The sequence below is a fragment of the Allobosea lathyri genome, from assembly GCF_900108245.1.
GTDB classification, from domain to species: Bacteria; Pseudomonadota; Alphaproteobacteria; order Rhizobiales; family Beijerinckiaceae; genus Allobosea; species Allobosea lathyri.
In genome coordinates, this window is sequence record NZ_FNUY01000007.1 from 301,718 (window position 1) to 322,387 (window position 20,670).

Here is a 20,670-nt window from a genome sequence, read left to right on the forward strand (position 1 = left end):
ATTGTGATCTGGCTTATTTTCCGCTGAGAGTGGCAGCTCATAGCGGACCGACAACCGAGGGGGCCTTTCGGGGCCCCCTTTCTTCTGATGGGACTTTATTTGATAATTAATCGCCGTTAGTCAAGCGTCGTGTTTGTCGCAGTGCCCATTCTCAAACTGCTGCCTTAAGAATTCGTTCCAAATTTTCACACGAAATCGCTATTGCGCCGAGACTGAGTTGAAGTTCTTGCGCGGCGAGTGTTCACGGCCTCGAAGGCGAAGGAGGCGCGCCCATCCAGCGATCGAGCAGCGTCTCGATCCGGCTCGTGGAGCGCAAGACATTGCGCATGTCCGCCGCCAGTTCCACGGTCTTCTGTCGGTCCTCGGCTGCCGAGCGCCGGGCTTCCCTAGCCTCGACCTCTACCTTGTCGATACGCAGCTCGATTCGACCGATTGCCTCGGAAGCGCGGCTATCCGCATTGCTTGCATCCCTCCACCAGACGATGCCGGCGATCGTAAGCCCGATCGCAGCCGGAATAGCCGAGGCGACGAACCTGTCCCAGAATTTGCCGTCCTGATTAACTCGCAGGTTCATGCCCGCTTTCTCCCGAAGCCAATAGAAGGCGCGATTTCCTTCAGCGTGTGGCCGCCATTGAATACCGCAAGCCATGTCAGGGTGACGGAGCCCCATGCGCTGACAATGTCCGCCATCGGCAGCATGGGGACCACGTGCCCGCCTCCAAAAACGCCAGCGAACAGGATCACAGCCCATCCGCCGATGATGAGCCCTTGCCACGCCCCGCGCCAAAACTGCCAGGAGCCGAACCCCTTATCGATCTCCGCCGCCTGAGCATCGGTCACGCGCTGCGCCTCGATCTCCCAGAGCTTGATCAAGGCCGGCGCCTGCGCTTCGACCGTCGCGATGACGGCCGGAGCATCAGGCCGCGTCTGGGCCGCCGCCGTGACCGCTTCGGAAGTGGCGGGCACGCCGAACGCATCGGCCAAGCTTTCAATGGCCTTGCCCGCCAGCCCGCCGATTGCAGCGCCAACAGGGCCGCCGATTGCCGTCCCGATCAGGCCTCCGAGCATCGGCGCCCCCTGCTTCGCAAGCGTGCTCGCCAACGTCGAGAGAATGTCAGACATTGGCGGCCTCCTGCCGGAATGCAGTCGCTTCATCGCGACGGTTGCGGGATCGGATGACGAGGAAGGCGACGGCGCCGAGGACCACCACGGCCAAGATGGCGATGACGCCCCAGCTCGTCGCGCCGTCGGCCGCGACCGGCGAGACAGCCACGCTGGCGCTGCCAGTTCCGGCCGCAGTCGCATCGCGATTGGCCTTGCCCTCGGACCTGTCGGCCTCCAGCAGTAGCGTGACCTTTGCCGCCGATCCGGTGACGCCCATCCAGGCGAGCGCCATCGTCGTTGCCTTGGCGCGGATGTCAGCGACGCGGCGCGACCACCCCTTGCCGAAGGTCGACCACGTCCCGAGCCGCTTGAGGAAGCCGAGGCGGATATCGCAGAACTGCGCGACGAAGGCCCTGGCGTCGGCGCCGGCTTTCACCTGGGCAGCCCATCCTTTCCCGCGCGAGACACCCGAGTTTACGGACGCGTCGAACACACAGAGGTCGGCGCCGGGCAGGTATCGGCCGCAATTGGCCGCGTCCCAATAGTACTTGCGATAGATGGGCTCGACCGCCTTGAGGGTCAGAGCCTTGACCTCCGCCTTGCTTGCGGGGCGTCCAAGCCAGCCCGAAAGCGTGCCGATCGTGACGCCGAGGTTGGTTGCGCCGCCGGGGTCTTTGGGGTGGTCGACGTACCCGCCCTCATAGGCGAGCGTGATCGGAAGGCAGGCAGGGAATCGGTCGGTCATCGGCGCTGCCCCTCATGCGAGGGAACGGCCTTCCAAATGCCTTCGCCCATAGGTTGGGGCCGGGCGGCACATGCGGAGAGAAGCGCGAGCGCCAGCGCGCCCGTGAGGACAAATCGGATCATGGTCGGCTCCGGGTCAGACTAGGAGGATGAGGGCGCCCCAGAGCAGCCCGACGCCGATTTCGGCGAGGATGATCGGAGCGGTTGGGGAGAGCCGCCACGCGGCCTCATAGAGCGCGACGACAAGGGCAGCGAAGAACGGCGCGACCGCGCTCAGCCAGGGTTCCCCGCCGACAAATCCGACGAGCGCAAGACCGGGCAAGATCAGCACATGGCGCAGGAACAGCGCGAGGTGATCGGAGCCGCCCGAGACTGCACCAATTGCCCGCTCAAGTGCATCGATCGGCCGGAAGGGATCAATCGGCAATCGGCCCAGGTCGAACCAGCGGCCCCAGGCGAACAGCCCCCATAAAAGGTAGGTGACGGCCAGCGAGGCCGCGACCGGCCACGGCTGCACGAGCGCTGCGAGCAGGCCCACCGCGGGCGCGACGTACCAGAGCGGGCGGCCGTGCAGCCAAGCCGGCATCCAACGGTCATCGCCACGGACGCGGTTGCAGATCGGCCTCTATCGTCGCGTCAGCCTGGCTTGCCATTGAGGAGAATGGTTGGCGTCAACGCGACTGCGCCGGAGTGCTCCAACTGCGTCTTGTCGCCGTATTTCTTGGGCTGGAGCTTGCTCGCCATCCACTTGCGGGCGTCGACCCTCAAGCGTCGGTGCTCGATCATATCGCCCGTCGTCGTCTCAATGCCGTTCGGGCCGCTCTTGGATTTCGTGCCCTCTTCCGTCGTGTCAGCGATGTCTAGGATTTCATCGAACAGCGCATCGGCCTGAGCTTCGCGCGCGATCGCGTATTGGTCCCGAAAGGCCTCGTTGCTGACCAACCAGCGAAAGACCATCGACTTCGCCGGCATGTCGTCATCAGCGCAGATCGAGCGAAGGCTCTGCCCATCGGCAATGCGCTCGCAAATCGTGTCTGCCGTCTCCTGCGTGAACGTTGATCGCCGTCCTGTCATTGTTGAACCTGCCACCTCTTCAACTGTCGGCCACGTCGAAGCCCGGCATAGCGACCGGGCCGACAGGCCGCCTCGACATCGCGACAATCTTGAGGATCGCGGGTGGGCAGCCGGTCTTGTCAGCCTGCTCGGACCACCAGGCCACTGATCCCGTGGCTGCATCCTGCTTGTCGAATTTCGTGAGCTAAACGAGAGTCTGAACCGGTAATTCACGCCGTGCTATTAGGGACCACGGAATACGGGGGCTTGCATGGCGATTCGATGGACTAGGGAAGCCATGCGGCTTCGGGAATACCGACGCGGGCTAGTCAAACTGCGCGCCATCTATCATCAGGAAACGTTAGATACGATCAGCAAACTGGACGGGCGAGAGCGCCATGAAAAACTTGGCGAGCTTCACGGGCAACAAGCTTTCGAAGAACAGGAATACGTCGATCAAATTGACCAGATACACAGCGAACGTCTAACTCGCCGAGCTATGAGACTGCGCGTTCCACTTCCGACTGATCAAGACAACTGGTCGCGCTCGAATTGGAATGGTCGTTCTTCTCTGACCGACGCCGCATTCCATAACTTGCGGGGCGCGGTACGGAAGGAGGCGCTGGAGCAGCGGGCGTCTTGGGAATGGTGGCTAAAGACCCTCGGGACAGCTGTTACCGCTCTAACTGGGTTAGGCGGAGTTGTTATCGGCATCTTGGCCTTTATGTCGAAGTGACACTTATCGCCGCCGCCCAGTCTGGTCAGTTTCGCTGCAACCACGTCCCGGCACGAGTGAAGCCCTGCGACGCTTGGAAATCGGAGCCAATCTCCATCACGAAGAGAGCATCCTTACCGCCTAAAAATGGCTCAGTTCCGGCGTAACCGCCCTTTCCTGGCGATTCCAAAGCGGCAAGGATTTGGCCTGACGCCAGCTTCGACGAAATAAAATACCCAAAGGTGTCACCACCCAACGAACGGAACACTTGTTCCGGAGATCCTTGGCCCAACTGTGCGAGTTGGGCTTGCAGAGGCGGAACCACTTTTGCGAGGTTGTCGCGCGTCGTGTCGTAAACTCGTACGAGCACAAGAAAACGCTTCAGCTTGTCCATATGAGACCTGTCTGGGGTTGATTATGGCACAAGCCTACATTGCACGTTTTTCAACGCCGCAGGGCGCGAGGCGCTCAGCCCGCCGAAGCAAGGGCACCCAGACGCGTAAGCCGCAAATCATTTGTACTCATTCGGCGGCCAGAAGTCCAATATTCATCCGCACGGTTGTTTCGGCTCCGAACATACCCACAAGCAATTCCGCTTCCTGCCGCCCAAGAACCTCCCGCACCGTCGCGTGAAATCCCATGAATGGGCCGGACATGATCTTGACGGAGTCGTTGACGTCAACGGGCTTGCGCTTCTGCGGGGGTGGCGGCGGCGCGTTCTGGAAGGCCGCTATCGCCGCTATCTCATGTGGCTTGACCCGCGCCCAGGCAGGCCCATCCCGCACGACATCCACCACGCCGTCTATTTCGCGAATGGCGCCATCGGGGACGCCGGCCACGAACAAATACCGGGGATAAGTCGCGACGTCGTATACCACCTGTCGATGACGAGTCGTGCTGATGCGACGGAGCAGCGGCAGGAACGTGGTCCAACCGGCCTCCTCCAGCCCCTTGCGAACATGCTCCTCGCGGCGCGGCGCCGTGTAGACGAGATACCAGTCCAAACCGGTGTCCAGATCAGAAGAAACCGGGACGCGCGTTTCAACTATACCGAGGACCGGCGCCGACGCGACCTCCTCCCTCGATTGCTGCGACGCGAGCGCTGCGGCGCGGCGGGCGGCACGAGCACGAGCTACGCGGGAACGGCATTTTGATTTCTTCGCCCTGCTCATTTGCTCGGCGCACCCTCTATCTCGCGAAATGCCTTGGCTATGGCCGCTTTTACGAAAGGCCAGCCGTCACGTTCCCAGAAGATCGTGCCGCCCTGGCGCTCTCCCAGATGCGTGCTGATGGTAGGTGAGCCGAGCATACGGAGCTGCGCGCAAAGGGCGCTGGCGCGCTCCTCCGGTGTGGGGGACGTCGTCGTATTGCTGGTCATGCTGCTCTCCGGGCTTCGACGCCAAGTTTCGCAAGGATGGTCGTCGACACGGCACTGCCGGGCTCGCCGGGCGCCGGCCCCCATGCATGACTGGTCCAACTCGTCGGGTCATTCCGCCAGTTGGCGACCGGGATGCGCCAGCTCTCGACGTCGTCGGCGGCCGTTGCGCCGACAGTGCCGGGCGCGTCGAAGTGATCTTCCCAGCCGTCACGGTTCAACCACGTCGCCGAATGCGGGATGAACTCTGTCCCCTCTGCGCCACGCTTGGCCTCGGCGGCGGCAAACGCCTTGGCGCCCGCGATTATCCTTTCGGGATCTGCTCCGCCCTTGACCTTGGCATCGAAGCGCTTTTTCGCGTTGGCGCGGGGATCGACGCCCTTGCGCTTGGGATAAGCTGCCCGGAACCGCTCGAATGCGTCATCGCTTGCAGCCTTCGAAGGCTTTCCGATGGGCTGCTTTGCTTCTGTCGATTTCCCTGCCAAATCGGACGTATTATCTAATTCCTTGTTTTCCTTGTCTTCTACTTTGTATCGGTCGTGTATCGGAAGTGTATCGGCGGGCGTATCGCTAGGTGTATCGCCGGGCAGGCTCACGCGCTGATATTTGTCATAATTACAGATACTTATGACCAACACGCCTGTATCGCTTCGCGTATCGATCATCGTATCGGTTTTGAGACGCCCCAAAAATCGCTGAACCTTGCCCAGCTTCCACCCCCAGGCCTCCGAAATGAAGCGATAGGAGTGCGCGACCTGTCCGCGCCCGATCTCGATCGTGGCCGATCCGACGCGCTTGCGGTGAGGCTTCCAAGCGGCCTGAGACAACAGCCAGATCCACGCCTCGCGCAGCGAATACGGCCCCGGCTCGGCAAGCGTCGGGTGTTCCCAGATGCCGCGATCGACAGCGAAGACGCCTCGCTCACTCATGCCGCGTTTCCCATCATATCAACGACGATGGAGCGGGCCGGGTCGCACCACAGCGTGACGCGCCCTGTCGAGCCCTGCCGGGCCTTTTCGATACCGATCTCGACGAGGTTCTGAGTGCGCTGATATTCGTTCAGGGCCTCGCCATCGCGGTCGCGATATTTCTTGGAGTTGAGGATGTAATAGGCCTCACGATAGAGCATCAGGACGGCGTCTGCAGCCTCCTCGATCTCGCCGGAGGCGCGTAGGTCCGCAAGCGTCGGACGCTTCTCGTCGCGGCCCTCTGATGCGCGGTTGACCTGACAACCGAGGATGACGGCACAGCCGAGTTGCTTCGCCAGCACCTTTGCGCCGTTGGCAATCTCGCCCAGCTCATTGACGCGGTTGCCCTGATAGCGATTAGGAGGCTTCACGATTTGGCAATGGTCGATGACGACCAACCGGAGCCGCTTCCCCTCGCACTCCAGCCGTGCGGCTTCCCGGCGGCATGAGACCATCATGTCGGCGATGCTCAGGGCTGGCGTGTCGTCAATGAGCAGCGGCACGCCGTCAAACTGGTCGCGCTCCCATTCGATCATGTCGAGATCGGATTCGGCGACATGGCCGGCAAGGATATCGCCATAGGACGGCGACTTGCCGCCGATCCGCTCGGCGATGATCCGCGCGATGATTTCCGACGATGGCACCTCTAGGGAAAAGAATGCCACGCCGTGGCCGGCGCGACTGACCTTGCCGGCGATCGACGACGCCACCATCGTCTTGCCCATGCCCGTCCGGCCTGCCAGGACGATCAGGGAGCCCGGCGCAAGCCCTCGGCTGGGCAAGTGCCTGTCGAGTGTCACAAGGCCTGTGCCAGGGGGCCGCACGATATCGCCGGACATCATGCCCCGGACGTCGGTTGCCAAAGTCTTCGCGATACTTGCTGCCGTGCCCCGGCGCGTGCCCTTGCGGTCTAGCGTGACCTCCCGGACTTCATCGAGATGCGACAGGCTTTGCTCGACGAGCTGGATGGCGTCCATTGTCAGGGCGGTAGACCGGACGTTATCGCCCATGTCAGCGATCCGCCGAAGTGCCCAATTCGCCTTAATGTTGCGAGCGTATTGCCCAAAGACTGCCGGATGCGCCGCAATCCCCAAAAGCTGCGCCTGCGCCTCATAGAAGCTCACGCCAGCCCCGAACATCGTACCGATGCCCCCTTGCAGCACAGACCGCAGGTCGATGGCATCGCCGCGCATAGCCACGGCCCTGATGCGTTCCCAGAGAAGGCCAAGCCCTTCGTCGAGGAAATGCACGGCCTCAAGCCCGGCTGACAATGCCGGGCCTGCCTTGTCGGGTGTCATCAGAACGCCGCCGAGCAGTGCAGCTTCTAGTTCAGTCGTGCTCGCCGCCCATTCCGTCCGCTGTTCGCCGGACGCCGAGGCGGGAGGCATCAAGTGCGCCTCCGGTCTGAGAGGCGCGCGATGCCTCCCCCCATGGCAGGCTCGCGCCCTTCATACACGCGAAGCCAGCGGCCCCATGCCTTGCCGGCCGCCAGACCGTCCTGAATGGACAACGTCTCTTTGGCGCGGTTCTGCGCTGCGACGTATTCATTCCAAAGCCGGGTCACATGGTCGGGGACCGGCGCGTCCGCAATCTTCGTTACGGTTGCGATCATGGTGCGACGTCCTCGCGCGTGGCGCGTCCCGCACCTGCATGTGCGTGGGCGGGCGCGGAGGCCGATTTCTCGATATGGGCCGCTCGCGCGTCCGCCCATGAGCTGGCTTTGATTTTGCCACGGCTCAGTTTCTCAACCGCAGCGATGACGTCCGGGCGCGGCTGGCGCTCGCCCCGCTCGTATCGGCTCCATGTCCGCGCCGGGTTCAGCCCTGCGAGGCCGATGCACTTCGCGACATGCTCCTGAGAAAGACCAGCCTTGGTTCGCCATTCAATGGGAAGCATTTTCCGCTTTCGACCAAAAATAAACCAATCCGGCTATATCGACTTTCCCTGCGCGTCGCAAGTGAATATAGCCATTACGGCAGTTCCCCCCACAGTGGGATCGGCTAAAGCTGTCAGTTGCGTATCGGAGGGTTATTCAGTGGCAGATCAGCCAAACAGGGTCGGAGAAGTCCGCAAGAGGGCGAAGCTCAGTCAGCAGGATCTGGCCGAAAAGGTCGGCGCCCATTGGATCACGATATCCAAGCTGGAGCGCGGGAAGATGCAGCTTACGGGGGATTGGCTGCGCCGCCTGGCCGACGCGCTGGGGACCAGTATGGCGGACCTGCTGCCTAAACAGGAATCTCTGCGCCGAGAGGTAGTCGTTGAAGGTGAAATTATGTCTGACGGCACAGTATCCGTGCTGGACGGAGACATGCGGGATGCCGTGCTTTTGCCTGCGGACGGTCACGACGACCCGCATTCCTACTGGCTTATGTGCGAAGGCGATGCCCTTTATCCGTTTTTTGCGGAGCACGATATGATCCGCTTTGTATGGGTCGGCCCTGATGATTACGCCCTTGGCGTCGGGCGAATGTGCCACCTTCAGACCATGGAGGGGGAAAGTCTCGTGGGGTTTCTGGGTGATCTCACCGCAAAAGGCCTCACGCTCAGTACCCCTACCGGACGGCCACGCAAGGGACTGCGCGCTAAACAGCTTGGCATAGCGGTTGAAGCTAAATGGGCGGTTCCGTCGCTTACGACGGATATAGCCGATTAGGGTTAATTCGAGCTTGCGTGTCTAACCCGATCCGGCTATATGGTCTCACGGTTCACCCGGAGAGCAGCCATGTCGCAACCCGATGCCAATCCTCAGAACGTGAGAGCCCACCCGGGCCACGCTCCTATCGTCGCAGCTATGGGGCGGTGCCCGGCCTTCGAGAAGGCCCTCGCTGACGCCTATCGCAAGCTTGAATATTCTATCCCCAACCTTCGGTACGCGTCGATCCTGCTGGAGACGATGCGGGACGACGCGCTGGAAAATCCAGACATGGTCGCCGGCAACGACGATCTTCGCCGCTTCGATCTGACCAAAGACCAATGGGACGGTTTGATCTACGCGATCAGCCATGTTGGGGATCTCGCCCGCGACCTGGACAGGCTCTATTTTGCTGGCTTCGAGCAGGGGCAACATGCTTCGCGCCAGCAGGTGGCGTCATGAGCGCTTCAACTGCGCGCGACGAGCGCCCCAGCTTCTACATCCAGGCGGCCACTGACCCCATCCGCTGCACTGGCGCTTTCGTCGAGTACGCCGACGAAACGCTCTTAGTCGAACCAATCGAGAGCGTGACAGAAGACAACTTTCTCGCCGTTGTCGCCCTCGATCACGGTTTGCCACGCCTTGTTCGCTTGAAGAGCACGGGACGTGATGGGGACGGTCGGTTCACGCCCAAAGGCGACCCGAAAGAGGCCTTCACCATCAATGACGCGTTCACTTTTGAGCGCCGGGACTTCGGCAAGTTCGTTCACATTCTCGGCCGTGCGGTCGACCAGACTCGGAGCTTCCCAAAGCTAACGATCGGGGGGCGGTCATGAGCTTCTGGCGCTTTCCCCCTCCGCCATCCCAGCGCATCAGCGCCCGGCTTCCTGGAACTGTCTGTTCGTTCTGCGGCTCTGACGAAGACGTCGCCAGTCAGTTCTGGACCGGCCGGGTCATCAGCATCCAGCACCAGCGGAAAACCATCTGCGAAGCGTGCATCGAATATGCCGATGAATTGACGCAGTGCGCCCGACTGGCGCGCCACGCTCCCAAGGCAAAGCCCGGCCCGTTCCGCCGCATCCAGCGTCCTGCCATCGGGAGGGCGTTATGAGCGATGCGATTGCCGCGATCTTGGGCGATCCGCTCGCCAACCTTGTCCAGCGATACCGGGCTCCACGCCGCCTGGACCGCGAGAAAAACTCCGTCATCAAATTCACAGATCGAATTGGAGCGACCCAAGCCGGCGGACAATATAAACAGGGTCAGTTGCTCTGCGAATCAGTCCGCATGGCCATTCGCAGACGGCGGACACACGCGTCAGGTTTGCGTCCAAAGAAATGGCTGCGACTTAACCCGGCATTTTGTGAAGTCAGTATCGACGCGTGCGGCGTTCGACTTCGGCCATGCAGCGTACCGCCTCGAAATTATTGGCAAAAATGTCGCCCTGATAGGCCGGCTGGTCGATCAGGGCCGCCAGTTTCCAAGGGAGATTGATGATGCCGAGAGTGAAGCTAACCGAGGAAGAAAAAGTCGAGCGTGCTCGACAAAAACACCGGCTCTGGAGAGCGGCAAATCTTGAACGCGCACGCGCAACTAAGCGCGAATATATGGCGCGGCGCCGCGCCGAAAAGCCGGAGGAGGTTGCCGCTTCAAAGAAGAAGTGGGCGGCTGCCAATCCCGAGTACATTCGAGCGTCGTCGCGGAAGCAATATCATAAGCACCCGGAGAAAGCGGCGGCTCGTCGGCGGCGATGGCGGATAAGCAAATTTGGAATTAACCGGACCGACCAGCACAAGTTGATGGACAGATGTCATGCAGCAATCCCGCGCACTTTGCCGCGCGATGTTCGAGATGACGTCTTCAGCGCGTTGGTCGTCGCTGTGTATGAAGGGCGCTTTCCCAAGCGCGTTCAGCCGGAGCACGCCAAAACGATCATTTCGGAACACTACAAGCAGTTCTCCAAATTCGACACCGTCTCACTCGACGCGGTGGTGTGTGAAGGCGCTACGCGCGGCCAACTGATGGGCATCTACTGAGAATGGGCGTCGCCAAAATCGACCGCGCGAGTGTGCTTCCAGACACTCCCCTTCGCCTGTCGGTTGCGGCGGCGCTTGCCTTCCCCGATGGTTCGATGACTGAATCAGGCCTGCGGCGGGAACGACAGACCGGCCGCCTTGAAACCTGGCGGACGGCGGGTAAGGAGTACACCTCCCTTGCAGCCATCTCAGAAATGGTGAGCTTATGTCGCGCCCAACGAAAGGCCCCCGCCTCTATCTCCAGCCCGCGAGCCGGAGCAAGGCAGGCGTCCTCGACCCCGCAGTCTGGGTCATCCGCGATGGAGGGCGAAAATATCGCACTGGCTGCGGCCCTGATGAGATGTCAGCCGCAGAAGACGCGCTCCGCCGATATCTCGTCGAAAAGCACGATCCTGCCGCTGCGGCCAAGATCCAATCCGACGACCCGCTGATTGCCGACATCCTCGCGTTCTACCTAGATCAGCGCGCCGAGGAGCAGGCACGGCCTGCGGAAGTCCGAAATCGCGTCGCACGTCTGCTTGGTTGGTGGAAAACGAAGCGTTGCTCCGAGGTGCGCCCGAGCACATGTCGTGACTACGCCATAGAGCGCGGTAACGGCGCCGCCCGTCGAGAGCTTGAAGACCTCCGGGCAGCTCTCCGCCTCGCTTGGAAAGAGCGCATCCTCCCGAACCCGATCCCCGTTACGCTGCCGCCGCCAGGTGCGGCACGAGAGCGTTGGCTTACGAGATCAGAAGTTGCGCGATTGCTATGGGCCGCTTGGCGGCTGCGCGAAAAGCAGAAGCGTGGTCGCGGACATAACGGCGGACCGGCCCTTGAGACGGAGCGTTACACCGCGCGCCATGTTGCGCGCTTCATCCTTATTGGCCTGTACACTGGCACCCGCGCCGGGGCCGTTTGCGCCGCCGCTATCCGTCCAACGGTTGGGCATGCGTACGTCGATGTCGAGCGCGGCCTGTTCTACCGGCGCGCGAATGGTGTCCGCGAGACGAAGAAGCGCACCCCGCCGGTCGGCCTGGATAGCCGCCTCCTCGCTCACCTCCGCCGTTGGGAGGCCAAGGGTTTGTCCAAGAGCTTCGTGGTCGAGTGGAACGGCAAGCCGGTCGAGCGTGTCCACAAGGCATTCCGGGCTGTCAGGGACGCGGCCGGCCTCGGTCCTGACGTGACGCCCCATATCCTCCGCCACACGGCGGCCACCTGGGGCATGCAGAACGGCGCCGAACCCTACGCCCTTGCTGGCATGCTGGGCATGTCGCTTGAAATTCTTTTGGAGGTCTACGGGCATCATCACCCGACCCATAATCGGGCCGCCGCTGCTGCTGTCGCGATGAGGCCGAAGAGAGAACGCCGGACAGAAACGGACAGAAACGATGGAACCGAACAGGAACGATCGTTGCCGAAAGCCCAATGAAATCAGCAAACGCGCGCACCATTTTTGGCCTAGTGGGCGTTCGGGACGAGGGGGTCGCAGGTTCAAAATCCTGCCACTCCGACCACTGGTTTAAAGGCTTTGGCGCTTCCCGCATTTTGCGCGCCAAAGCTCAGCCGGGTGTTTCAGCGGTGGCTATCGCCCGCGACGCCCGCTAGCATGCCCCCCAACGACATCGGTGGAACGGTCCATGAAGCGCGTCTTTCAGCTCATCGGGATTCTCGGTTTGGCGACGTTCCTCGCGGGCTGCGACAAATGCGGCAATTTCGGCCCGTTCTTCGGCCCGCCCGCGCCCAAGACCTGTAGTGCCAGCTGAGACCTGCAGCGCGACCTGAAGACCTGTAGCGCGAACTGAAGACCTGCAGCGCGAGCTGACGCGCGCTCTTCAATCAATCGACAGGGCTTATCCGCGCATGCATCCCGCCAAGAAAAAGGCCGGGGTGATCGCCCCGGCCCGTCTCAATCGCGATTGCGAGGACCGCTCAGCTGCGGCGGTCGAGAACCGACCAGCCGAACCCCGCGAAGCAGGCCGCCAGCGCCACCTTCAGCGCATCGCCGAGCAGGAAGGGCTGCACGCCATAGGCGAAGGCCTTGGCGAAGCCGACACCGGTCACGCCGCCCGCCATCTGCGCGCCGAGCGCAAGCCACAGGCAGCCCAGGGCGAGCATGATCGCCTCGGCGGCGATGAGACCGCCGATCAACCGCAGCGTCGAGGCGCCGCGCGCCGCAGCCCAGCCGGCAACGGCCGCAGCCACCACGAATCCAACCAGGAAGCCGCCGGTCGGGCCGACGAGATAGAGCGGGCCGGCAGCGAGCGGCGGCGTGTTGGTGAAGACCGGCAGGCCGGCAAGGCCGTAAGCGATGTAGAGCGCAATCGTCGCCGCCCCCAGCCGCGAGCCATAGGCTGCGCCCAGGCCCAGCACGGCGAGCGTCTGCAGCGTCATCGGCACCGGCCAGAACGGCACCTTGATCTTGGCAGCCAGCACCAGCAGCAGGCTGCCGGCAATCGCAAGGCCGATATTGCGCAGCAGCGCCGCGCGCGGCTGCGAGACGGCAGGGAGGGCGGCGCTGGCAAGGGTCGAGGCTTGAAGAGGGAGCATATCGGCCATGGGCATATCGTCCTGTTTCCCGGGGCCGCAGCGCGACCGTCTTTTCCGTCTATAGGAAATGCGCCAAAGCCCGACAAGCCGCGCGGCATCCGCGCGAACGGGCTGAGGCGATTGCGGACTGGCCCAAGTCAGCGAAGGATGGTCGGCCAAGGATGGGCGACGAAGCATGGGCGACGAGAGATGAGCGGCACGACATGAGCGACGAGATCGAATTCGACCGGGCGGCAACGACACCGACGGGAGAGGTCGCGCAGCTTTCGCCCCTGGTCCGGCGCGTCATAGCCGGCAATGGCGGGCCGATGACCTTCACCGGGACCTGCAGCTATATCGTCGGCCGCGGCACGGTCGCGATCATCGATCCGGGCCCGGACGATCCCGCCCATATCGCGCAGCTGCTCGCGGCCGTGCAGGGCGAAACCGTCAGCCATATCCTGGTGACGCATACCCATCGCGATCACTCGCCGGCCGTGCCCGCTATCAAGGCGGCGACAGGCGCGATCGTCGCCGGCTGCGGCCCGCATCGCGCCGCCCGCGAACTGGCGCTGGGCGAGATCAACCGGCTCGATGCCGCCGCCGACCGCGACTACGCGCCCGAACTGCTGATGGGCGACGGGGACGCGATTGCGATGCCGGGCTGGACGCTGCAGGCGGTCGACACGCCCGGCCACACTGCAAACCATGTCGCCTTCACGCTGCCTGAGGAAGCGACACTGTTCTCGGGCGATCACGTCATGGCTTGGTCGACATCGATCGTTGCCCCGCCGGACGGTTCGATGGCCGCCTATATGGCCTCGATCGACAAGCTGCGCGGCATGGATCACGCGCTGTACTGGCCGGGCCATGGCGGCCCCGTCACCGAGCCGCAGCGTTTCCTGCGCGGGCTCGCCCAGCACCGCCGCCTGCGCGAGGCCGCCATCCTCAGCCGGCTCGGCGCAGGCGACGAGACCATCGCCGCCATGGTGCCCGCGATCTATCAGGGCCTGCCGGTCGCACTGCACGGCGCGGCCTCGCTCTCGGTCCTCGCTCAGCTTGAGGATCTTGTCCTGCGCGGCATCGTTGCGTCCGACGATCCCCTGCCGTTGCTGGCGAGCCGTTTCCAGCTCGTCTGAGGCTCAGCGCGCATCGACGAGAAGATCGACCTCCGCCATGAACGCCGCGATCCGCGCGGCGTTGGCGCCGAGGTCGTGGCTGCCGATCCGCGAGGCCGAGCGAATGTCGATGCGGCTACCATCCGCGCGGGGCCGCACACGGATGGCGATGTCTTCGGAGATGCGCAGGATGCGGCTGCGCGCCACCGCCTCGATCCGCCCTGCCCCGCTGCGCCCGCCCGGCCGCGACGATTCGAGCACCTGCCAGCCGACACCGACAGCCGCCCGGCGCGCGATGTCGAATGCCATCTCGGCGGGAACCTCAAGCACGATCGGCACCGCCTTGGGATAAGCCTGTCGCTGGGCGCGCCGCTGCTCGGCGGGAACATCGGGCGGCACGCGGCCCTTGCGCGCATCGAGCGCCACGCGCGACCGGCTGAAACCGGGCGGGTCGTCGATATCGGTCGAGACGTCGCTGAGCGTCGGCAGGGTCACGAACTTGAAACCGGCATAAAGCGCAGGAGCAAGCAGCAGCAGCGAGAGCAGGAACGCAGTCGAGGCCATGCCGACGCCGCGGTGACCCGCCTGCCAGATTCGCGCGAAGGCAGTCAGGGCCAGCAGCAAGGCGAGGATGACGAAGCCATAGGCGCCGATGATCGGGGCCAGCCCCTCGACGCTAGGCTCGCCCATCCGGAACGCCAGAACCGAAAGCAGCAGCACCGCAAGCGCAAACCAGGCCAGCCGCCGGCTCCACAGCGCGGCGCGTGACACGGGCTCCTCGAAGACGAGACGACGGTGCATCGCGCATAGGTGATCCCGTAGCCGGCAGAAGGCAAGAGCGGCCGGAAGGCAAGAGCGGCGAGAAGACAAGAGCGGCGGCGGCAACCGCACCCTTCATCGAGCGGGCGTCATCCCCGACGTCGTGAACCACTCAAGCTCGGTGTTCTCTCGGTGCTCTCGAAACTCACAGCTCGCCAAAGCTATTGGAGCTGGCGGGGTTCCTCACCAGAATCGACCTGAAACCGAGACCTTTGATGCCATCGGGAATATCACTTCTGTTTCAAGTTCGATTTTTGCCACCTGCCCTCGGGAAGGCGGGCGAAATGCACGCTGAAATTCTGCGGGGAGCGGTACGGTAAGAGGCTGTATCTCGGAGATTGCGCCCATCGTCTGCTTGAATCCATCGGCGACGTTTACGCGATCTCCCAATTTGACTTCGTACAACGCTCCGGTTTCGAGGTATACCAAAGCATATTTCTTCCCGACGAACAATTGCATCAGGTTGTCGCCGGGTCTGAGGACGTCCCCTTGAATAGCGGTCTTCGATCCGACCGTTCCATCAGAGGGAGCCTCGATGACGCCATTGTTGTAACTGAGGCGCAACTGGGCCAAAGCCGCCCGGGCCTCTTCCAACGACACATCCAGCTGCGCAAGTTGTTGAATGGCACCATGGCGTTCGGCCTCGCGCGAGACCTTCTCCTGCATCGCAAAATAGCGATCTTTTTGGACATTCGCTGCGAACGCATCCGAAACGAACCCCAGAGATGCGCGGGATGTATTGACCTTTCGAAGTTGCGCCTCGGTCTCCTTGAGACGCTCATCTGCCGTTTTCAGGACCGCATTGGCAACCTCCAGCTTGATTGCAAGCTCAGCCTGCCGAGCTGTCGTCTCCGCCGCCTTGGACGTGAGCGTTGCCATGGCTTCCATGATCTGTGGGGAGCTGACTTTGGCCAGGACAGCACCCTGCTTCACCTGCTGCCCCGGCTGCACCATCATCTTCGTTACCTGAACAGCGTAGGGAGACGCCACGATAACGTAATCGGATACGACAAGGCCTTCCGCCCGCAACCACAGAAGATGACCAAAGAAAATATTGCTTAGATAAATAAAAACGCCAGCCAAAGCGGCAACATAGAAATAACGACCCAAATTTCGTCGAGCTTTCTGATTGGCCCGAACATCGTTCAGGAACCTGTCGGCGCGTTTATGTTCATGCAATTGAGTGATCATGTCATCCCCGCACACGGTGGGCTTGGCGAGAGACCCGCAAGGGCGAGTAAGAGTCGAGCGTCGAGGCGCGGTAGATCCATTCTTCATAATATGCGTAAAGCCGCACGCACCGCATAAATATCCCGTTGTATAGCCCGAACGTGAGCAGATACGGCAGAATGACAAAAACCATACTTGAATCGTAACGCCGACAAATTGCCAGCGCCATAAAGAATCCGATCGCATCCAGGACAAGATAAACAATGGCAACACAGCTCAATATATATAGAGCTCCGCCACCGAAAATTAGAAATAGCCATGCAACATAGATCGGAAACACGAATGTCACGAGCACATTCAGGATCAGCCACTCCACCTGTTCAAACGTCTCAAGCAGGCTGAACCTTCGACGACCCGGGCTGAACACGTCGCGAAATTTGCGCATGCGGATGCGTATCGTGTCCCGATCCCAGCGACGCCGCTGCCGGATTATCGCCCCCAAAGTCGCGGGAGTGTCCGTGAAGCACCACGAATCCGCAGCAAATCTGATCTCCCAGCCACACCGTCGCAGCCGCATGGTGACATCGAAATCTTCGCCCGGCCCAGGAGCGAGAAGGCCGACCTGATTGATGGCCTCGCGTCGAAACGCGCCAAAGGCGCCCGACGCGCAGACCACCATGTTGAGCATATCAAGCGCGCGTTTGCCCATGCCGATCGAGACAATGTACTCAATCGCCTGATGGGCAGTCACGGCCGAACAGTTGAAGTTGCGCACGCCCAGCGCACCGGTTGTGGCGCCCACTCGCGGGTCTATGAAGGGCTCGATGAGTTTTTCGATTGCGTCGCAGTCATAAGAGCAGTCAGCGTCAAGATTGACGATGATATCGCCTTTCGCAATCGTAAAACCCAAATTGCATGAAGCAGCCTTGCCACTTCGAACTTGATTTGACAGAGCGATATCGATCCGCCCCAGCTGACAGTATTTATTTATGATCTCCCGCATGCCATCGGTAGAGCCGTCGTCAATAAAGATAATTTCGTCAATCCGTCGGGTTTGCTCATCAAGGGACCCTAGGCACTTCTCGATCGCATCGGCCTCGTTATGCCCTGCTATCACCACGCTAATCTTCAGCTGATCCAGAGATTTCTTCTCGGCGGCCGTCAGCGAGAATTTTCTTCTGAAGCTGGAAATAAATATGGCCACTCCTGAAAGTGTGTATCGGGGAATCTCCAGCAAGATCATGAACCAGAACATCGCGAGCCAGCTAGCCCAGTCGAACTGACCAAGCATCACCAGGGGAGTGTCCAGGTCAGTCATACCTAGGCTGCCCGGTCATGGATGCTTCGAGCCGTGGAATCGTCGACAAGCGTGTACTGAAAACCGGGATCTATTTTCAGAACAGACATGATCCGGCTGGATAGCTGTTCCATGGCACGTCTGGCCCCTTCCGCGTCGGTTCTCGGCATCAGGACAAGAATGCCATTGGGGCGCTCCTGCACAGCGTCCACCTCGCGAAGAGCACTGCGCAGGACATCGCTCATGAGAAGCATGCTCTGCTCCCAGAGCCGGATGTTTTCGGCGGCGATCGTATCCCGCTGCGCGAATGTTATGCTGGCAACCTGATAAGGAGACCCGAATTCTCGTTGTTCTCGTTGCGCGTGATCGAGAAGAATCTGAAAACTACTCTCCTTTCCTCCCTGAAAAGATATTGACGCGTAATCATCCTGAAAAATTCTATGTATGGCTGAAGGTGTCAGATTGTACGAGTACCATGTCTTGGCCGGAACTTGATCGGCTGCATAGTGAGCGCCACAATCGATACATTTAAACCCGACAGTTGGCTTGTCGTTTATTGATCCGCAATCATGACATCGCGTGATCGACCCGGGCTTGTCGTAATCAAGGCCGATGTGCCGCAACGGCCGTGCGCATTTTGGGCATTCGAAGCCGGAGCCAGTCCGAAATTGTGACTCCGGAGCTTCATGAGCACATTGGAAATGATGGACGACGACCTCTTCGCGAATATTAGGCGACCGGCAAGAATGGCACTCTTCCCGAACCGATAGATGCCCGGAGCGACATTGGGGACAGCAATGAATCCGGTCGAAGAAACTGCGGACCAGAAACCCTTTGTCGAAGAGGCCCGTCGCGACTTCTGATACGTTATCCAGCGGTCCGGCAACCGGGTAGCGAACCAGACCACGGCACGATGAGTCGTATAGGGCATCCAGACCTTGGTCTCGCGAATACATTCGGGCGAGCAATATGTCTTCCGGTTGCGTGCTGTGGCGGATCGAGGGTGGCAGTTCACGCAATCGCGCCTGGATCGCATAGGCCCGCGTCCAGGCAAACTGGTCCCCCTGCCCCGCCGCATCGACGCACTGCCGATCGTCGGCTGCGAAGCTTACGATCGGGACAAGCGGGTCTCTGATGTTGTTCAGGACAATTTTGAGGGCGTGGTCCGGGACCACAGTCGTCAAAATCACCGCATCGACCCCGTCCCCCTGTCCGGACGGTTTCCACCCTTGAGGGAAATCGTATCCATCGTGCAGCCTCGGATACGCAAGGAAACACGCTCGCTCTTGCGTTGAAGCCAATGCGACGCTGGTTACTCCCATGAGCATGTCGAACTCCATGCGGAAAACGCAAAACTACGACCCCGACGGCATCATAACGGCCGCCGCGCACCGCGCGACGACTCTCCCGGGTTACTTCGCAATGGTGATGGGCCATAAGGCGGCCGCGGATTGGGCGGGAACTCGATCAAGCCCGCTCCCGGACAGCCTAGGAGCCTCGCTCAGCCCGGGAGACGATAATCCCTGAACATCTCCCGCAGCTTCGTCTTCTGGATCTTCCCAGTGGCGGTATGCGGGATCGCCTCGACCAGCACGACATCGTCAGGTAGCCACCATTTCGCGATCTTGCCGGTCATGAAGGCGAGCATCTCGTCCTTGCCGGGCGTCTTGCCGGGCTTCGGCACAATCACAAGCAGCGGCCTCTCATCCCATTTCGGGTGGGCCACGCCGATCACCGCGGCTTCAGCCACATCGGGATGCCCGATCGCGAGGTTCTCCAGGTCGATGGAGGAGATCCACTCCCCGCCAGACTTGATCACATCCTTGGAGCGATCGGTGATCTGCATGTAGCCGGCGGCATCCAGCGTCGCGACATCGCCGGTATCGAAGAAGCCGTGTTCGTCGAGAATTGGCTCGTCCTCGCGCCGGAAATAGGCTTTTGCCACGGCCGGTCCACGCGCCTTCAGCCGGCCGAAGGTCTGGCCGTCCCAGGGCTGGTCCTTGCCGGCATCGTCGGTGATGCGGAACTCGACCGTGAAGGGCGGATGACCCTGCTTCACCTTGAGATCGTAGAGCGCCTCGCCCTCCAGATGCTCATAGACCGGCTTGACCGAGCAGAACGAACCGAGCGGGCTCATTTCCGTCATGCCCCAGGCATGGGAGACGGTGACGCCGTATTTGCGCTCGAAGGCTTCCGTCATGGCGCGCGGGCAGGCCGAACCGCCGATGACGACGCGTTTCAGGCTGGTGAGCGTGCCACCGGTGGCTTCGAGATGCTGCAGCAATCCAAGCCATACGGTCGGCACCGCCGCCGTCATGGTGACGCTCTCCCCTTCCAGCAAAGCATGCAGCGAGGGACCGTCGAGCTTCGCGCCGGGCATGACGAGCTTGGCCCCGGTCATCGGCGCGGAATAGGCCAGTGACCAGCTGTTGGCGTGGAACAACGGCACCACCGGCATCACCGTGTCGCGCGAGGACAGGCCCATGAAATCGGGTGCAGCGACGGCCAGCGCATGCAGCACATTCGAGCGGTGCGAGTAGAGCACGCCCTTGGGGCCGCCCGTGGTGCCCGAGGTGTAGCAGAGACCCGCCGCCGTGTTCTCGTCGACCTCGGCCCAGGCGAAGTCGTCATCGGCCTCCGCCAGCCAGTCCTCATAGGGCACGGCGCCCTTGAGCGTCGTATCCGGCATGTGGAAGGCGTCGGTCAGGATGATGTAGCGCTCGACGCTGGGCAGCTTGTCCTGGATCTGCTCGACCATCGCCACGAAGGTCAGGTCGAGAAACAGGATCCGGTCGCCGGCATGGTCGATGATCCCCGCGATCTGCTCGGGGAAGAGCCGCGGATTGACCGTATGCGTGATCGCGCCGATGCCACTGATGCCGTACCAGAGTTCAAGATGGCGGTCGCTGTTCCAGGCCAGCGTCGCAACCCGGTCGCCGAGCGCGATCCCCTCGCGGCCCAGCCGCTTCGCCACTTGCAGGCTACGCTGGCGCACCCGCGCATAGGTCGTGCGGCGCAGGCTGCCATCCTCGACCGCCCGGCTGACGACCTCGCGCGTGCCATGCTGGATCGCCGCGTGATCGATGATCCGGTGCAGCAGAAGGGGCCAGTCCTGCATCAGGCCGAGCATGCGC

26 protein-coding genes are annotated in these 20,670 nt (G+C 61.8%); 9 read left to right on the forward strand and 17 right to left on the reverse strand.

Features of this window, described 5'->3' with window-relative positions; translation table 11 throughout:
* Window positions 1–241 precede the first annotated feature (241 nt).
* The 5 genes from C4S73_RS18010 to C4S73_RS18030 form a co-directional block, all read right to left on the reverse strand.
* Window positions 242–574 (reverse strand): hypothetical protein, encoded by a 333-nt coding sequence (locus tag C4S73_RS18010; protein ID WP_103873882.1) that lies wholly within the window; start codon window positions 572–574, stop codon window positions 242–244.
* Entirely contained in the window at window positions 571–1,122 is a 552-nt protein-coding gene (locus C4S73_RS18015) for a hypothetical protein (protein WP_103873883.1), read from the reverse strand. Before C4S73_RS18015 ends, C4S73_RS18010 begins: the two co-directional genes overlap by 4 nt.
* The gene (locus C4S73_RS18020; protein ID WP_103873884.1) at window positions 1,115–1,849 is read right to left on the reverse strand and encodes a glycoside hydrolase family 108 protein; all 735 of its coding nucleotides are present in this window, start codon (window positions 1,847–1,849) and stop codon (window positions 1,115–1,117) included. The genes C4S73_RS18015 and C4S73_RS18020 overlap by 8 nt, the downstream gene beginning before the upstream one ends.
* A 135-nt stretch (window positions 1,850–1,984) precedes the next feature.
* Window positions 1,985–2,434 (reverse strand): hypothetical protein, encoded by a 450-nt coding sequence (locus C4S73_RS18025; RefSeq protein WP_103873885.1) that lies wholly within the window; start codon window positions 2,432–2,434, stop codon window positions 1,985–1,987.
* Window positions 2,435–2,484: 50 nt separating this feature from the next.
* The gene (locus C4S73_RS18030) at window positions 2,485–2,937 is read right to left on the reverse strand and encodes a terminase small subunit-like protein (protein ID WP_103873886.1); all 453 of its coding nucleotides are present in this window, start codon (window positions 2,935–2,937) and stop codon (window positions 2,485–2,487) included.
* A 262-nt stretch (window positions 2,938–3,199) separates the two neighbouring features.
* Here C4S73_RS18030 and C4S73_RS27960 point away from each other — a divergent pair, with 262 nt between their 5' ends.
* Window positions 3,200–3,637 (forward strand): hypothetical protein, encoded by a 438-nt coding sequence (locus tag C4S73_RS27960; RefSeq protein ID WP_160115824.1) that lies wholly within the window; start codon window positions 3,200–3,202, stop codon window positions 3,635–3,637.
* Between the two features lie 25 nt (window positions 3,638–3,662).
* Here the strand turns inward: C4S73_RS27960 and C4S73_RS18035 are convergent, their stop codons facing one another.
* From C4S73_RS18035 to C4S73_RS18060, 6 genes are all read right to left on the reverse strand, one after another.
* A complete protein-coding gene (locus C4S73_RS18035) occupies window positions 3,663–4,010 on the reverse strand; it encodes a hypothetical protein (RefSeq protein ID WP_103873887.1) in 348 nt (115 codons plus the stop codon).
* A 127-nt stretch (window positions 4,011–4,137) separates the two neighbouring features.
* Window positions 4,138–4,788, reverse strand: coding sequence for a transcription termination/antitermination protein NusG (gene nusG / locus C4S73_RS18040; protein WP_103873888.1), 651 nt, complete (start codon window positions 4,786–4,788; stop codon window positions 4,138–4,140).
* On the reverse strand, window positions 4,785–4,994 hold the full coding sequence (locus tag C4S73_RS18045) for a hypothetical protein (RefSeq protein WP_103873889.1): 210 nt from the start codon (window positions 4,992–4,994) through the stop codon (window positions 4,785–4,787). Before C4S73_RS18045 ends, nusG begins: the two co-directional genes overlap by 4 nt.
* Window positions 4,991–5,920, reverse strand: coding sequence for a hypothetical protein (locus C4S73_RS18050; protein WP_103873890.1), 930 nt, complete (start codon window positions 5,918–5,920; stop codon window positions 4,991–4,993). Before C4S73_RS18050 ends, C4S73_RS18045 begins: the two co-directional genes overlap by 4 nt.
* Entirely contained in the window at window positions 5,917–7,347 is a 1,431-nt protein-coding gene (locus C4S73_RS18055; RefSeq protein ID WP_103873891.1) for a replicative DNA helicase, read from the reverse strand. Before C4S73_RS18055 ends, C4S73_RS18050 begins: the two co-directional genes overlap by 4 nt.
* Window positions 7,347–7,571, reverse strand: coding sequence for a hypothetical protein (locus C4S73_RS18060; protein ID WP_103873892.1), 225 nt, complete (start codon window positions 7,569–7,571; stop codon window positions 7,347–7,349). The genes C4S73_RS18055 and C4S73_RS18060 overlap by 1 nt, the downstream gene beginning before the upstream one ends.
* A 423-nt stretch (window positions 7,572–7,994) precedes the next feature.
* On the opposite strand from C4S73_RS18060, the gene C4S73_RS18070 reads away from it, so the two are divergent.
* The 7 genes from C4S73_RS18070 to C4S73_RS28945 all read left to right on the forward strand — a co-directional run bounded on the left by C4S73_RS18070 (window position 7,995) and on the right by C4S73_RS28945 (window position 12,369).
* Window positions 7,995–8,612, forward strand: a complete 618-nt coding sequence (locus C4S73_RS18070; RefSeq protein WP_160115825.1) for a helix-turn-helix domain-containing protein — start codon at window positions 7,995–7,997, stop codon at window positions 8,610–8,612.
* Between the two features lie 69 nt (window positions 8,613–8,681).
* Window positions 8,682–9,053 carry a hypothetical protein gene (locus C4S73_RS18075; RefSeq protein WP_146071400.1) on the forward strand — a complete coding sequence of 124 codons (372 nt, stop codon included), beginning with the start codon at window positions 8,682–8,684 and terminating at the stop codon, window positions 9,051–9,053.
* Window positions 9,050–9,427: a hypothetical protein gene (locus tag C4S73_RS18080; RefSeq protein WP_103873895.1), complete on the forward strand. Its 378-nt coding sequence runs from the start codon at window positions 9,050–9,052 to the stop codon at window positions 9,425–9,427. Before C4S73_RS18075 ends, C4S73_RS18080 begins: the two co-directional genes overlap by 4 nt.
* On the forward strand, window positions 9,424–9,702 hold the full coding sequence (locus C4S73_RS18085; protein WP_103873896.1) for a hypothetical protein: 279 nt from the start codon (window positions 9,424–9,426) through the stop codon (window positions 9,700–9,702). Before C4S73_RS18080 ends, C4S73_RS18085 begins: the two co-directional genes overlap by 4 nt.
* A 385-nt stretch (window positions 9,703–10,087) precedes the next feature.
* Complete coding sequence (locus tag C4S73_RS18090) at window positions 10,088–10,627, forward strand: hypothetical protein (protein WP_146071401.1); 540 nt, start codon at window positions 10,088–10,090, stop codon at window positions 10,625–10,627.
* A 340-nt stretch (window positions 10,628–10,967) separates the two neighbouring features.
* Entirely contained in the window at window positions 10,968–12,035 is a 1,068-nt protein-coding gene (locus C4S73_RS18095; protein ID WP_244595648.1) for a site-specific integrase, read from the forward strand.
* Window positions 12,036–12,243: 208 nt separating this feature from the next.
* Window positions 12,244–12,369: a hypothetical protein gene (locus C4S73_RS28945; RefSeq protein ID WP_280177612.1), complete on the forward strand. Its 126-nt coding sequence runs from the start codon at window positions 12,244–12,246 to the stop codon at window positions 12,367–12,369.
* Window positions 12,370–12,535: 166 nt separating this feature from the next.
* On the opposite strand, the gene C4S73_RS18100 is transcribed toward C4S73_RS28945, so the two are convergent.
* Window positions 12,536–13,162: a biotin transporter BioY gene (locus C4S73_RS18100; RefSeq protein ID WP_103873899.1), complete on the reverse strand. Its 627-nt coding sequence runs from the start codon at window positions 13,160–13,162 to the stop codon at window positions 12,536–12,538.
* Window positions 13,163–13,356: 194 nt separating this feature from the next.
* On the opposite strand from C4S73_RS18100, the gene C4S73_RS18105 reads away from it, so the two are divergent.
* Window positions 13,357–14,271, forward strand: coding sequence for an MBL fold metallo-hydrolase (locus tag C4S73_RS18105; protein ID WP_103873900.1), 915 nt, complete (start codon window positions 13,357–13,359; stop codon window positions 14,269–14,271).
* A gap of 3 nt (window positions 14,272–14,274) precedes the next feature.
* On the opposite strand, the gene C4S73_RS18110 is transcribed toward C4S73_RS18105, so the two are convergent.
* The 5 genes from C4S73_RS18110 to C4S73_RS18130 all read right to left on the reverse strand — a co-directional run bounded on the left by C4S73_RS18110 (window position 14,275) and on the right by C4S73_RS18130 (window position 20,666).
* Window positions 14,275–15,051, reverse strand: coding sequence for a DUF1499 domain-containing protein (locus C4S73_RS18110; protein ID WP_103873901.1), 777 nt, complete (start codon window positions 15,049–15,051; stop codon window positions 14,275–14,277).
* A gap of 201 nt (window positions 15,052–15,252) precedes the next feature.
* Window positions 15,253–16,260, reverse strand: a complete 1,008-nt coding sequence (locus C4S73_RS18115) for an HlyD family secretion protein (protein WP_160115826.1) — start codon at window positions 16,258–16,260, stop codon at window positions 15,253–15,255.
* A gap of 1 nt (window position 16,261) precedes the next feature.
* Window positions 16,262–17,557, reverse strand: a complete 1,296-nt coding sequence (locus C4S73_RS18120; protein WP_103873903.1) for a glycosyltransferase family 2 protein — start codon at window positions 17,555–17,557, stop codon at window positions 16,262–16,264.
* Window positions 17,558–17,559: 2 nt separating this feature from the next.
* Entirely contained in the window at window positions 17,560–18,864 is a 1,305-nt protein-coding gene (locus tag C4S73_RS18125; protein ID WP_146071403.1) for a TackOD1 domain-containing metal-binding protein, read from the reverse strand.
* Between the two features lie 173 nt (window positions 18,865–19,037).
* Window positions 19,038–20,666 carry a long-chain-fatty-acid--CoA ligase gene (locus C4S73_RS18130; RefSeq protein ID WP_103873969.1) on the reverse strand — a complete coding sequence of 543 codons (1,629 nt, stop codon included), beginning with the start codon at window positions 20,664–20,666 and terminating at the stop codon, window positions 19,038–19,040.
* Window positions 20,667–20,670 lie beyond the last annotated feature (4 nt).

Bases quoted from the DNA above. Each gene is read 5' to 3' on its own strand.
- C4S73_RS18010 (WP_103873882.1), bottom strand. From the start codon at position 574: ATGAACCTGCGAGTTAATCAGGACGGCAAATTCTGGGACAGGTTCGTC.
- C4S73_RS18015 (WP_103873883.1), bottom strand. From the start codon at position 1,122: ATGTCTGACATTCTCTCGACGTTGGCGAGCACGCTTGCGAAGCAGGGG.
- C4S73_RS18020 (WP_103873884.1), bottom strand. From the start codon at position 1,849: ATGACCGACCGATTCCCTGCCTGCCTTCCGATCACGCTCGCCTATGAG.
- C4S73_RS18025 (WP_103873885.1), bottom strand. From the start codon at position 2,434: ATGCCGGCTTGGCTGCACGGCCGCCCGCTCTGGTACGTCGCGCCCGCG.
- C4S73_RS27960 (WP_160115824.1), top strand. From the start codon at position 3,200: ATGCGGCTTCGGGAATACCGACGCGGGCTAGTCAAACTGCGCGCCATC.
- C4S73_RS18035 (WP_103873887.1), bottom strand. From the start codon at position 4,010: ATGGACAAGCTGAAGCGTTTTCTTGTGCTCGTACGAGTTTACGACACG.
- nusG (WP_103873888.1), bottom strand. From the start codon at position 4,788: ATGAGCAGGGCGAAGAAATCAAAATGCCGTTCCCGCGTAGCTCGTGCT.
- C4S73_RS18045 (WP_103873889.1), bottom strand. From the start codon at position 4,994: ATGACCAGCAATACGACGACGTCCCCCACACCGGAGGAGCGCGCCAGC.
- C4S73_RS18050 (WP_103873890.1), bottom strand. From the start codon at position 5,920: ATGAGTGAGCGAGGCGTCTTCGCTGTCGATCGCGGCATCTGGGAACAC.
- C4S73_RS18055 (WP_103873891.1), bottom strand. From the start codon at position 7,347: ATGCCTCCCGCCTCGGCGTCCGGCGAACAGCGGACGGAATGGGCGGCG.
- C4S73_RS18060 (WP_103873892.1), bottom strand. From the start codon at position 7,571: ATGATCGCAACCGTAACGAAGATTGCGGACGCGCCGGTCCCCGACCAT.
- C4S73_RS18075 (WP_146071400.1), top strand. From the start codon at position 8,682: ATGTCGCAACCCGATGCCAATCCTCAGAACGTGAGAGCCCACCCGGGC.
- C4S73_RS18080 (WP_103873895.1), top strand. From the start codon at position 9,050: ATGAGCGCTTCAACTGCGCGCGACGAGCGCCCCAGCTTCTACATCCAG.
- C4S73_RS18085 (WP_103873896.1), top strand. From the start codon at position 9,424: ATGAGCTTCTGGCGCTTTCCCCCTCCGCCATCCCAGCGCATCAGCGCC.
- C4S73_RS18090 (WP_146071401.1), top strand. From the start codon at position 10,088: ATGCCGAGAGTGAAGCTAACCGAGGAAGAAAAAGTCGAGCGTGCTCGA.
- C4S73_RS18095 (WP_244595648.1), top strand. From the start codon at position 10,968: ATGTCAGCCGCAGAAGACGCGCTCCGCCGATATCTCGTCGAAAAGCAC.
- C4S73_RS28945 (WP_280177612.1), top strand. From the start codon at position 12,244: ATGAAGCGCGTCTTTCAGCTCATCGGGATTCTCGGTTTGGCGACGTTC.
- C4S73_RS18100 (WP_103873899.1), bottom strand. From the start codon at position 13,162: ATGGCCGATATGCTCCCTCTTCAAGCCTCGACCCTTGCCAGCGCCGCC.
- C4S73_RS18105 (WP_103873900.1), top strand. From the start codon at position 13,357: ATGAGCGACGAGATCGAATTCGACCGGGCGGCAACGACACCGACGGGA.
- C4S73_RS18110 (WP_103873901.1), bottom strand. From the start codon at position 15,051: ATGCACCGTCGTCTCGTCTTCGAGGAGCCCGTGTCACGCGCCGCGCTG.
- C4S73_RS18115 (WP_160115826.1), bottom strand. From the start codon at position 16,260: ATGATCACTCAATTGCATGAACATAAACGCGCCGACAGGTTCCTGAAC.
- C4S73_RS18120 (WP_103873903.1), bottom strand. From the start codon at position 17,557: ATGACTGACCTGGACACTCCCCTGGTGATGCTTGGTCAGTTCGACTGG.
- C4S73_RS18125 (WP_146071403.1), bottom strand. From the start codon at position 18,864: ATGCTCATGGGAGTAACCAGCGTCGCATTGGCTTCAACGCAAGAGCGA.
- C4S73_RS18130 (WP_103873969.1), bottom strand. From the start codon at position 20,666: ATGCTCGGCCTGATGCAGGACTGGCCCCTTCTGCTGCACCGGATCATC.